We start from the raw sequence: 12,778 nt of genomic DNA, 5'->3' as shown, positions 1-12,778 counted from the left end.
TTACTCTACAGTTACCGACTTCGCCAGGTTACGTGGTTTGTCCACATCCAATCCGAGTTCTACACCAATATAATACGATAGCAGTTGCAATGGTACAACCGAAATCAATGGCGCAATAATCTCATCGGCCTCCGGAATTTCCATAAAATCATCCGATAGATTTTCAGAAACGGTATCGCCTTTGGTAACCACCGATATGATCTTTCCCTTACGTGCTTTGATCTCCTGAATATTTGAAACAATCTTCTCGTGATAAGCATCTTTTGTAGCGATAAAAACAACAGGCAAGTTCTCATCAACCAATGCGATCGGTCCATGTTTCATCTCTGCTGCAGGGTAACCTTCGGCATGGATATAGGAAATTTCCTTGAGTTTAAGCGCACCTTCCAGGGCAACCGGGAAATTATATCCCCTACCCAAGAAAAGAAAGTCGCGGGCATCTTTGTACTTTTTGGCAATGGTTTTAATTTTATCAACCTGCGTATCCAAAATCCACTCCACCTTTTCAGGCACTTCATTTAATTCCTTTGCGAGTTTTTGATAACGCTCTTCACTGATGGAGCCTCTTGAAGAAGCAATCTTTAAGGCAATCAGGTTCAATACAGTCAACTGTGCTGTAAATGCTTTTGTACTTGCTACGCCGATTTCTGGTCCAGCATGGGTATAGGCACCTGCATCCGAAAGTCGGGCGATAGAAGATCCAACAACATTGACCACACCCAATATAATAGCACCCTGTTTTTTTGCATTTTCCAACGCAACCAATGTATCAGCCGTTTCACCACTTTGGGAAATCGCCAAAATAACATCTCCCGGATGAATAACCGGATTACGGTAGCGGAATTCCGACGCATATTCAACTTCTACATTTATGCGGCACAATTCCTCAATAACATATTCTGCAATAAGCCCGGCATGCCAGCTGGTACCGCAGGCAACAATTACAATGCGATTGGTGTTGCTGATCTCATTGGCAAATTTTTCAATGCCGCTGAGTGTAATCTGATGTGATTGCAGATCAAGACGTCCACGCATGGAGTCAAAGATTGTTTGCGGTTGCTCAAAGATCTCTTTCAACATAAAGTGATCAAAGCCTCCTTTTTCAATAGCTGACAGTTCCAGATCCAATTTTTGGACATAAGGTGTGATGCGCTCATTACCCAGATTTTTAAGGATCAGCTCCTCCGGTGTGATAATGGCCAGTTCATAGTCATTGATGTAAACAACTTCTTTGGTATACGCTAACATCGGGGAAGCATCTGAACCCAAAAAATGCTCATTTTTACCGATACCAATTACCAAAGGACTTCCCTTACGTGCTGCAATAATACGATCCGGATGACCAGCTTCCAATACGAGGATCACATAGGCCCCGACGACCCGTTTTAAAGCAATACGGATCGCTTCTTCTAACGAGCATTCATTCTGCAATTGGATTTCTTCGATAAAGTTGACCAGAACCTCTGTATCGGTATCACTTTTAAACGTATAACCTTTATTAATTAATTCTGATTTTAAGGAAGCATAGTTTTCAATGATGCCATTATGAATCATCGCGATGCGTCCGCTATTGGAATAATGCGGATGTGCATTCCGATCAGAAGGTTCACCATGGGTAGCCCAACGGGTGTGGCCTATCCCTGTTGTCGACTGTAGATCTTTTCCGTACACAAACTCTTCCAAGTTTGCGACTTTACCTGTTTTTTTGTAAACATCGATCTGCTCACCTTTATGCAATGCCACTCCAGCACTGTCATAACCACGGTATTCTAACTTTTGTAATCCGTCAATGACGATACCATACGCCTGACGATAACCTGTGTATCCTACAATTCCACACATGTATGTCTCAATTTTAAGTGTATATTTTGTTAATGCGCCGCAATGTAATAAAAAATATTTACGCAATCGATTGATTAACCTAAAATTAACACAAAAAAGGCGGCTAATGTTTTATTAGCCGCCTTTTTCTATTGTAAAATGTATTATTTTTTAATGTTCTGCCACGTCGACATGGTCATAATCTTCCTTCATCAAGGCTTCATAATTTGTCTTTTCTTTCTTTCCAAAACGACGTTGAAGACTGTCAAATATGGAGTACACCACCGGTACAACAACCAAGGTTAAAAATAAAGAAGATAACAAACCACCAATGATAACGATCGCCAGACCTCTATTCATATCGGCACCGTCTCCAGTAGCGATTGCGATAGGAATCATACCAAATACCATTGCAATTGTCGTCATCAAAATCGGACGAAGACGCGCGTGATTGGCTGCCACCAACGCATCGTGTGTATTATCGCCAGCTTCCTTACGATGGTTGGCAAAGTCAACCAGCATGATCGCATTTTTGGCCACCAGACCAATCAACATGATGATACCCAAAATCGTAAAGATATTCAAGGTCTGATTTCCCAGCGCCAAGAACAATAGGGCTCCGATAAACGACAATGGAATCGAGAACAAGACCACAAATGGTGTGATAAAACTATCGTATAAAGCAACCATTACCAAGTATACTAGGATAATAGATGCCAATAAGGCAATACCCAAAGTACCAAAACCTTCGGTTTGGTTTTCCATATTACCACCCCAGATAAAGACGATACCCGGTTTACGCGGCAGTTTTTCAAACTGTGCCTGCCACTCTTGTGCTACGGTACCCATTGGTCTACCGATTGCCTGTCCCTGAATGGATACTGCCGGCGACTTGTCGCGACGTTCCAACAACGTAGGTCCCGAACCAAAAGTTACATTGGCAAATTGATCCAAAGAAATAGAGGCACCCTGATTATTGATAAATTTCAGATCACGTACGTTGTCGATATTGGCACGACCATTTTCCGCATAGCGGATATTGATATCGTACTCGTTATCACCCGCTCTGTATTTGTTATCCGTATTTCCTGAAAATGCCGTCTGCATTGTCATCCCCACAGTAGAGACATTCAGTCCCAAAGAGGTCATTTTATCACGGTCGATCTTCACATTGATCTCAGGGTTACCCGCTTCAGAAGTCAATTTGACACCCGCAGCCCCAGGAATCTTACGTAATTGATCTGCCGCCTTCTCTGCAAATTCCTGTGCATCTTCGACAGAAGCACCGATAATGGTCAGCTTCAATGGTGCCTGCTCCGCTCCCATGATACCCACGTTGACGGTTTTGATTTTTGCACCGATCAGTTTATTTTCCAGTTCACGCTTCAGCGTCGCTGAATACACCTGTGAGTTACCCTCAAAATTTTCCTTGTCGAGGATCACGTGGATCTCCGATTTATAACGCGAACCCGTTGTTGAAGCCATACCGTCCGAAGACTGCCCCACTGTCGTAATAATTTCTTTGACATCAGGTTTCGATTTAATGTAAGCCTCCGCTTTTTGCGTCAACAAGTTGGTCTTCTCCAGGGAAGCATCTTTATCGAGTTCCAACTGGATGAAAAACTCCTTACGGTCGATACTCGGGAAGAAGTCCGAACCAATATACCCCATACCGACCAAAAAAAACGATGCAACAAGTAAACCGATTGCCAAAAACAACGTAGCCAATTTCGTACCGACGTTCTTTAAAGCCCAGGTCAACAATCCCGCAACCCAATGTGTAAAGCTGTTCAAACCGCTTTCAAAACCATGAATAATACGACCAAAGAAAGAAGTTTTGCTCAAGTGCTCCAATTTACCGAAACGCGAGTATAACCAAGGCACTACCGTAAATGACACCAATAAGGATAATAAAGTCGAGATGATTACCGTCACACAGAATTGTGCCAGGATATTGGCCACCAAACCCGTAGACATCGCGATCGGCAGGAACACTACCACGATAACCAAGGTGATCGCCGTTACGGTAAATCCGATTTCCGAAGCACCATCATAGGCCGCACGCACCTTGTTTTTACCCATCTCCATGTGGCGGTGAATATTCTCGATAACAACGATCGCGTCATCCACAAGAATACCTACTACCAGGGATAAACCGAGTAAAGACATCAAGTTTAAGGTATAGCCCATCAAAAGCAAGCCAATAAAGGTAGCAATCAAAGATAAAGGAATCGCCACCATGGTAATCGCCGCATTACGTAAACTTTGTAAGAAGAACAACATGATAAAGCCCACCAATGCAATGGCAATCATTAAGTCATGGATCACGTTATCGGCTGCATTCAAGGTAAATTCTGAAGAGTCATTGGCCACCAGAATTTTAATATTCTGTGCCGCATAATCCTTCTCTACACCAGAAATTACTTTTCCGTCTTTATCGTGTACCGCAATAGTTTTCTTGACCGCTTCGGACACCGCTACCGCATTTGCATCAGACTGTTTAAAGACCTGCAATAAGATTGTATTCTGACGGTCCAGGCGGGCTACTTTTTCAATCTCTTTGATACCATCCCGCACATCGGCGATATCGCGCAGATAAATCTGCACCCCTGCCGGTGTTGTGATCGGGAGGTTACGCAGCTCCTCGATCGAAGTTACTTTACCCGAAAGACGGATGGTTGTCCGGTTATCACGAGTACTGACGTTACCTGTCGGGAAATCGAGATTGGATGATGCTACAATTTGTTGTACCTGCGAAATTGTCAGTCCATAACCTTCAATTTTCTTCGGGTCTACAGAGATCTGGATTTCACGTTCCTCACCTCCGATCAGGTCCACTTTGGCAACACCATTGATCCGCGCAAAGACCGGCTGGATTTTATTGTCCAAAAGATCGTAGAGTTCTTTTTCCGATAAGTTGGACGTGACGGCCAAACTCATGATGGCCACATCATCCAGGGAGAATTTGGAGAGTGAAGGTGTCTTTACATCATCCGGCAGATCGTTGATCACGGCATTGATTTTCCGTTGAGCATCCGTAAGCAGGAAGTTGACATCCGCACCGTTGTTGAGGGTAATCATGACAATCGATACCCCTTCCAGGGAAGTCGACTCCACCTTTTTGATACTTTCCAAGGATGAAATGGCATCCTCTATTTTTTTCGTCACCGAACTCTCCACCTCTGCAGGTGAAGCTCCCGGATAGACCGTCTGTACCGTAATGACGTTAATTTCAAATTTAGGGACCAATTCATAGCCCAATCGCGTATAAGAAAACAACCCGCCTAATGTCAGTATTATAAATAATACGATAATTATACTGGGGCGTTTTATCGATATTTCGGTAATTTTCATTCGAATAATTTATTTTTAATAGCTATGCAACCGAGGTTCCATCTGCTACCGATTACAGTATGCTCTATTTAATAATCTCTACAGGGCTTTGGTCAAATAGATTGATCTGACCCGAAACAATCACCTGATCCCCATTTTGCAAACCACCTAAGATCTCGATGTAATCACCAAAGTTTCTGCCTGATTTGACGTTTGTTTCGATGGCTTTACCGTTTTTCAGCACAAAGATCTTGTTGTCGCTCACACTACCCACAAAGGCATTACGAGGTACGATCAACGTATTGCTGGCAACACCTTCACCGAAGATGGCTGTACCGTACATACCAGCACGCAATTGGTTCGATGCATTATTTACCTCGATTTCCACCGGGAAGTTTAAGCTACCATCCGATTTAGGAGCAATAAAAGTTACTTTACCTGTAAAGCGTTGGTCTGCATATACACTCGCTGTCACATCAACAGATTGACCGATCCTTAAGGTAGCCACATTCTTTTCGTCCACATTGACACGCAATTTCAAGGTGGCAACATTGACAATATCGAAGGCTGCAGCGCCCACATTTAGGTAAGTACCCGGTTCGATTTTACGTGCATTGACGATACCCGAAACCGAAGTTTTGATGGTCACATCGCCAGCATTCAATTTAGACGCTTTTAAGTTATTTTTCGCATTCTCAAATTGCAATTTCACCTGGTCTAACTGTTGTTTGGTTACACCACCTGTAGAGAAGGCACTTTCAAAGCGATGCAGATCGGCCTGCGCATTGGTAAATGCAGCCTGCGCATTCGCTACGTTCACATTCAGTTTATCGCCCTCGATGATCGCCAAAGTCTGCCCGGCGCTCACATGAGAACCTTCATCAACCAATACTTTCACCACTCTACCTGCGGTTTCAGCCGAAACAGTTACTTCCTGTTTCGGAGAAAATGTTCCGTTAGCCGTATAGCGTAAGTCCATGGAAGATACTTTTGCCGTATCGATACGCACTGCAATAGCCACATTTTTCTTTGCTACCTCTGCAGTTTCGGCCTCATTTTTCTTTTTATTTTTATTTAACACAAAAAATATTCCTGCTAGACCAGCAGCAATAATAAGTAAGGTAATAATTCCGCGTTTCATATTGTATTAGTCAATTATTCTTTAATTAGTGATTTAAGATTTCCATTCGCTTTGATCAGCTGCACTTCAGCAATTTTATAATCGAGCAAAGAGGTATTTAAATTATTCTGGGCGTCTGCATAGGCATTTTCCGCATCCAAAAGATCGGTCAATGTTGCCAGACCATTTTTGTAATTGTTGTTAGTATCTTCCAGCACTGATTTTGCCAAATCCACGTTCTTACGGTTTGACTCAATCGTTAACAAAGAATTTTTAATCTGAACCTTGGAGTTTTCTGCTGCCAGATTCAAGGCTAATTTTGTATCCGCGATATCCACCTGCAACTTATCGATATCAATCTGTGCTTGGCGAACTTTAGAGCGTGTGAGGAAACCATTGAAAATTGGAATAGATAGATTTAGACCTACACCATTATAGCTATTCCATTTTACACCTTCATTTTTACTAAAAATAGGAAAAACCGGTCCCATTCCCATATAACCGTAATTTGCCGTAAAAGACAATGTTGGATAATATTTCGACACCTCTGCTTTTTTGTTCAGTTCCAACAATTCGTTCTGTTTACTGAGTACCTGAATTTCGGTTCTATTTGTAATATCAATAGGCTCGTATACAGCATTTAACGCTACAGTTTCGAAAGTTGAGGTCGGCATTGCAATTTGTTCGGACATCTGCATACCAATAACAAATTTAAGCGCATTCTCCTTTAACTCAACAGCATTAATAACCTGTTGACGAGAAGCTTTCAAATTTGTGACCGCTACGTTCGTGCGATCAAGATCAATTTTTTTCGCTAATCCATTTTTAAACAATCCCTCGATCACATCCCTAGTCTTGGTTGTACTTTCCAGGTTATTTTCAATGGTCTTCAATTGTAACTTTGATTGATAAACATCATAATAACTATTGGCCACCTTTTCGATCAATTGCTCGTCGGTCAATGTTTTATTAATTACGTAAAACTCGCGTGTGGTCTTTGCTGCTTTTAGTCCTGTAAATACCGTTTGATTGAACAATTGCTGGGTCAAACTAACCGCATTCGTCGATTGCCATTTTTGACCAAATTCGATAAACATGGTTGTAGATTCGCCCGTTTTTCCATCAATCATTGTAATAGCGTTCTGTTGAATTTTGGGATTCAAATTCAACGAGCTAGTCAAATTTACCTGTGGTAAAGCACTAGATCGGACCTCAGCGATTTTACTCTCCGCATTCGCAACATCGAGACCTGCCTTTTTCGCATCAGCCTTGTTCTGCAAAGCAAATTTAATCGCATCACTTAAGCTCAATTGTTGCTGTGCATGACTCTGGAAAACCATCGTACCTAATAAAAGGCTGGCTAGTATTCTGATTGTTTTCATTCCTAATTTATTTATCCTAATTTTATATCTACTTTTTATTTATACCATTAAAAAAAAGCTTGGTAGCCAGCTTTTGCTTTTGCAGCACTTCATCAAAACGATCCTGATTTGGAATTCCTGAAATGATATCGGAGATATTGCACATCAGGGATAAACTCTTCATCAATTCCACATAGATTTCGGCCGTTTCATAGAGATGCTCCCCTTCGATTTCACCTTTTTCGGCACCGATCTCAAGGATCTCAAACAAGGCTTTCACATCACGGTCGTGTAGGCACTGGAAAAAATCCTGCATGGAAAGTCCCTTGATCCATTCCAGATTTTCATTCATGTGCAACATATAGTATTTCCGGACAAATGCATCGCGCAGTTCCAAAATTTTAATGATCAGCTCGTAGGTGGTGCCCACATGCACAGCCACCATCTTCTCCTCCTCTTCCCTATATTCATCCGTCAAACGCACAATCACATCCCGTATAAGTGCATTCTTTTCCGAATAATAGTAATACAAATTCGCTTTGGTAATTTTTATATCCTCCGCAATTTCATTCATCGTAGTCTTACTAAAACCGTAATGCATAAAGCGTCTTATCGCCGCATGAATGATTTGATCTTTTCTATCTTCCATTCTTCAAAAAACTCCTTTCTACTTTCTGACTTTTATCAAAAATTGTTCAAAAATATAAAAAGTAACATGTTGGACAAAATAAATTTTGAAATTGTAATAATTTTGATATTAACCTGACAACAAAACCTTCATGACTTCGCAGACACCAGCAGCAATGAAAGCAAACTGAAGGTTCTTTCTGGCCAATAAGATCAGACACTTTCAGAAAAAAAAAGGCAAACTCGAAAGTTTGCCTTTTATTATACGAACAGATCTATTAGAATGCGACCGTGTTCTGAAAATGTTTTAAAAACTTTCGTTTATCCAATTTATAGAGCCTTGCTGCACGATAGGCTACTCCAGTCTGCACTTCATCGAGCTCTTTTAGAAAGCCATAATTTTGCATTTTCTTTCTAAAATTGCGTTTATCGAGTGGTTTATTCAAGATTCCCTCATACACCAGCTGTAGCTGGGTAAGTGTAAATTTTTCAGGCAGCAGCTCAAAAGCAATCGGTTTATAGGCGAGGCGACGCTGCAACCGCTCCAGACAGAGGTCCAAAATCTGCTTATGGTCAAAGGCCAGTTCAGGTACATTCCGAACGGGGAACCATTTCGCCTGCTTCATATAGTTTGTAACAGGTTTGGTTTTCAATTTGGTATTATCCAGCTGCACGAGGGCGTAATACGCCACCGTCAGAATACGTCCCTTTGGATGCCTTTTTAATCCGGCAAAGGAATGCAGCTGATCCATAAATACATCTTTCAAACCTGTATTCTCATACAAAATTCGTTTTACGGCATCTTCCATCTCTTCGTCATTATCCACGAAAAAACCTGGCAATGCCCACCAATCCTTAAAAGGATATTCATTTCTTTCGGCCAAAAGAACTTTTAATTCTCCTTCGTGAAAGCCTAATATGACACAGTCAACGGTAAAATTACTATACAAAACTTCTAAATTTATTTATGTGCAATATACTGAGCTAAATTTAGCGGTTACTAATCATCGGGTTATCTGTAACAATTATACGCTTCCTAAACGTGATGCGCAAAAAAATATTGAAAAATTTATTCAAAGTGTAGAATATACACTATAAAAATCTTATATTCGTAAAACCTAAAATATAGCGTGTGATAAAAGAAATTAAAAAAATAGGTGTATTGACGTCAGGAGGTGATGCTCCTGGCATGAATGCCTGTATTCGTGCTGTCGTTCGAACAGCATTACATAAAGGATTGCAAGTAACGGGTATTTATCAAGGATACCAAGGTTTGATCGACGCAAATTTCATCGAAATGGATACGCGTTCGGTCAGCAATATTATACAACGTGGTGGCACAATATTAAAAACGGCACGTTGCATGGAGTTTAAGACACCCGAAGGCCGTCGAAAAGGCTATGACAATCTGATCGCTGCCGGTGTAGATGCCTTGGTGGTCATTGGTGGTGACGGTACCTTTACAGGTGCTAACTTCTTCTCCAAAGAATTTGAAATACCTATTATAGGTATTCCAGGTACGATAGACAACGACCTTTACGGTTCTGATTATACGATTGGCTACGATACAGCCAACAATACTGTCATCGAAGCGATTGATAAAATCAGAGATACTGCGGCGTCACATGAACGTCTTTTCTTTGTTGAAGTGATGGGCCGTGATTCAGGCTGTATCGCCTTAAATGCCGGTATTGCTGGCGGAGCCGAAGCCATTTTACTTCCAGAGAAAGAAACGGCCATTGATGATTTAATTAGTCATTTAGAAGACGGTGCCATTAAGAAGAAATCGTCATCCATTGTTATTGTCGCAGAGGGCGACCAAAATGGTGGTGCTTATTATGTCGCAAAAAAAGTAAAAGAAAAGTTTGATCATTACGACACGAAAGTTAGTATATTAGGGCATTTGCAACGGGGTGGTTCTCCGACGAGTTTCGACCGCGTGCTTGCGAGTAGATTGGGCTTTGCTGCTGTCAATGAATTATTGGCCGGAAACACACGAGTTACTGTTGGGCTCCGTGGTAATGAAATCAAGACAACTCCAATTGAAGAAGCAATCAGCAATAAGGAAATTAAACTTAGCCCTGATTTATTGGAGATGGCTGAGATTTTATAATCATAATTTGAACAGACATGATAGCAGTAGTATATAGTGGGTCGCGATTTTCAGACTGGCGGTTGGCTGATAAAGGTCGGATCACGACAGGGTTCCGCATGAACGGGATCAATCCTTATCTTCAGGATGAGCGCTCCATACTACAGCATTTGCATAAAAACACCAATCTGATCAACAATGCCGAAAAAATCAGAAGGATCTATTTTTTTGGTGCCGGATCATCGTCGAAGGAACGTAAGGATAAAATAAAAAATGTCCTGGAGCGTTTTTTCGTTAATGCACGTGTACGGGTTGATCATGATGTCATTGCTTCGGCTATTTCGACTTTCGGCGACGAAAGAGGAATTATTGGCATCATTGGCAGTGGATCAAATGCAGCTTACTATACAGGGAAAAAAATCATTGACAACAATTATGGTCTAGGTTATATTCTGGCTGATGAGGGGGCAACAAACTGGAATAGCCAGCAGCTGCTCAAGCATTACATGACAGATACCTTACCTATTGATCTGCGGGATAAACTGGAAAGAGAATTTAACATCGACAAGAAAACCATTTTGGAAAAGGTGTATATAGCGCCACAGCCGACAAATTTTCTGAATTCATTTACCGACTTTGTCCTCGAAAATAAGGATCATCTATTCATCAGTCAATTGGTTAAAAATGGGCTCCGTACGTTTATCAAAACCTACATCAAGCCCCTAATGAAAGAATATCCGGATAGTGATGTTAACTTTACGGGTTCAGTAGCGTTTAATTATGAGCACTTACTTCGGGAAGTTGCTACAGAGGAATTTAATATCAGTATTGGTACCGTTGTAAAGGAACCGATACACAATTTAATTAAATATTATATCAATAAAAATTAAGAATATGAAAATTGGAATTAACGGATTTGGCCGTATTGGTCGTTTAGCATTCAGAGCGGCTATCAATCGTCCAGAAATTGAAATTGTTGGTATCAATGACTTAGTTGAACCAGATTATATGGCTTATATGTTGAAATATGATTCAACACATGGCAAATTTGACGGTTCTGTAGAAGTAAAAGACGGTAACTTGGTTGTTAACGGAAAAACTATCCGTGTTACAGCTGAGAAAGATCCGGCAAACTTAAAATGGAATGAAGTAGGTGCTGAAGTAATCATCGAATCTACAGGTTTCTTCTTGACACAAGAGTTGGCTCAAAAACACATCGATGCAGGTGCTAAAAAAGTGGTGATGTCTGCTCCAGCGAAAGACGACACCCCTACTTTCGTCATGGGTGTAAACCACAAAGAATTGAAAGCTGATCAACACATCGTTTCAAACGCTTCATGTACAACAAACTGTTTAGCGCCTATCGCTAAAGTATTAAACGATAAATTTGGTATCGTTGAAGGTTTGATGACAACAGTACACGCGGTTACAGCAACACAAAAAACGGTAGACGGTCCTTCAGTAAAAGACTGGAGAGGTGGTCGTGGTGCATACCAAAACATCATCCCTTCATCTACAGGTGCTGCTAAAGCAGTAGGTTTGGTTCTTCCTGAATTGAAAGGTAAATTGACGGGTATGTCATTGCGCGTTCCTACAGCAGACGTTTCAGTTGTTGACTTAACAGTACGTTTGAACAAAGGTGCTTCATACGAAGAAATCAAAACTGCGATGAAAGAAGCTTCTGAAGGCGAATTGAAAGGTATCTTAGGCTATACAGAAGATGAAGTTGTTTCTTCAGATTTCTTAGGTGATGCACGTACATCAATCTTCGATGCAAAAGCAGGAATTTCATTGAATGATAACTTCGTTAAAGTTGTATCTTGGTATGACAACGAATGGGGATATTCAAACAAAATCGTTGACTTGGTATTAGAAGTTGGTAAATTATCGTAATCAACTCGACCAACATCCAATAAAGGGGCTATTCTACACGAATAGCCCCTTATTTTTTTTCCTTAAAAATCAGCAGGTTGGCGTTTAAACGCAAAAAAAAGCGCTTTTAGCTTTCGTAATTCAAATAATCCGTCTATATTTGCATCATCAATAAGGCAGACAGCTCAATTGAAAAGGTGCCATAGCTCAGTTGGTAGAGCAAAGGACTGAAAATCCTTGTGTCGCTGGTTCGAATCCAGCTGGCACCACCGAAAAGGAAGAACGCAAGGTTCTGACAGATTGAAAGAATAATAATTCCAATGCGAAAATAGCTCAGCTGGTAGAGCACAACCTTGCCAAGGTTGGGGTCGCGAGTTCGAATCTCGTTTTTCGCTCACCTGCCTAGGTGGTGGAACTGGTAGACACGCAGGACTTAAAATCCTGTTCCCGTTAAGGGAGTGCGGGTTCGATTCCCGCCCTAGGTACAAGAAAGCTCATCTAACGATGGGCTTTTCTTGTTTTAGCCCCTTGCCTCCAAAGACTTATCCGAAC

Annotated in this window: 9 protein-coding genes and 3 tRNA genes; 6 read left to right on the top strand and 6 right to left on the bottom strand. The window is 41.3% G+C overall.

Translation table 11 applies throughout. From position 1 onward, the window contains the following. From glmS to B3P16_RS16765, 6 genes are all read right to left on the bottom strand, one after another. Positions 1-1,842, bottom strand: coding sequence for a glutamine--fructose-6-phosphate transaminase (isomerizing) (gene glmS, locus B3P16_RS16790; protein ID WP_286843628.1), 1,842 nt, complete (start codon positions 1,840-1,842; stop codon positions 1-3). 150 nt (positions 1,843-1,992) lie between these two features. Continuing rightward, positions 1,993-5,175 carry an efflux RND transporter permease subunit gene (locus B3P16_RS16785; RefSeq protein WP_145326907.1) on the bottom strand — a complete coding sequence of 1,061 codons (3,183 nt, stop codon included), beginning with the start codon at positions 5,173-5,175 and terminating at the stop codon, positions 1,993-1,995. Between the two features lie 64 nt (positions 5,176-5,239). After that, on the bottom strand, positions 5,240-6,295 hold the full coding sequence (locus B3P16_RS16780; protein WP_115049038.1) for an efflux RND transporter periplasmic adaptor subunit: 1,056 nt from the start codon (positions 6,293-6,295) through the stop codon (positions 5,240-5,242). A 14-nt stretch (positions 6,296-6,309) separates the two neighbouring features. Continuing rightward, on the bottom strand, positions 6,310-7,656 hold the full coding sequence (locus B3P16_RS16775) for a TolC family protein (protein ID WP_115049040.1): 1,347 nt from the start codon (positions 7,654-7,656) through the stop codon (positions 6,310-6,312). Positions 7,657-7,684: 28 nt separating this feature from the next. Beyond that, positions 7,685-8,284 (bottom strand): TetR/AcrR family transcriptional regulator, encoded by a 600-nt coding sequence (locus tag B3P16_RS16770; RefSeq protein WP_286843626.1) that lies wholly within the window; start codon positions 8,282-8,284, stop codon positions 7,685-7,687. 256 nt (positions 8,285-8,540) lie between these two features. Continuing rightward, positions 8,541-9,212 carry an NUDIX hydrolase gene (locus tag B3P16_RS16765; RefSeq protein ID WP_075992906.1) on the bottom strand — a complete coding sequence of 224 codons (672 nt, stop codon included), beginning with the start codon at positions 9,210-9,212 and terminating at the stop codon, positions 8,541-8,543. Between the two features lie 185 nt (positions 9,213-9,397). On the opposite strand from B3P16_RS16765, the gene pfkA reads away from it, so the two are divergent. From pfkA to B3P16_RS16735, 6 genes are all read left to right on the top strand, one after another. Then, positions 9,398-10,375 carry a 6-phosphofructokinase gene (pfkA, locus tag B3P16_RS16760; RefSeq protein ID WP_376749787.1) on the top strand — a complete coding sequence of 326 codons (978 nt, stop codon included), beginning with the start codon at positions 9,398-9,400 and terminating at the stop codon, positions 10,373-10,375. Between the two features lie 17 nt (positions 10,376-10,392). Beyond that, positions 10,393-11,244, top strand: a complete 852-nt coding sequence (locus B3P16_RS16755; protein ID WP_286752091.1) for a hypothetical protein — start codon at positions 10,393-10,395, stop codon at positions 11,242-11,244. Positions 11,245-11,248: 4 nt separating this feature from the next. Beyond that, positions 11,249-12,247, top strand: a complete 999-nt coding sequence (gene gap / locus B3P16_RS16750) for a type I glyceraldehyde-3-phosphate dehydrogenase (RefSeq protein ID WP_070561154.1) — start codon at positions 11,249-11,251, stop codon at positions 12,245-12,247. A 175-nt stretch (positions 12,248-12,422) separates the two neighbouring features. Further along, positions 12,423-12,495 (top strand) — tRNA-Phe (locus B3P16_RS16745). A gap of 53 nt (positions 12,496-12,548) precedes the next feature. Continuing rightward, a tRNA-Gly gene (locus tag B3P16_RS16740) sits at positions 12,549-12,621 on the top strand. Positions 12,622-12,626: 5 nt separating this feature from the next. Then, positions 12,627-12,711: transfer RNA gene (locus B3P16_RS16735), tRNA-Leu, on the top strand. Positions 12,712-12,778: the final 67 nt, after the last annotated feature.

Origin of the sequence: Sphingobacterium sp. UBA7631, assembly GCF_002483935.1 — a bacterium.
In the GTDB taxonomy this organism is placed as follows: Bacteria; Bacteroidota; Bacteroidia; order Sphingobacteriales; family Sphingobacteriaceae; genus Sphingobacterium; species Sphingobacterium multivorum.
Note: the sequence above shows the minus strand (reverse complement) of the source record. Positions and strands in the feature narration are given on the sequence as shown.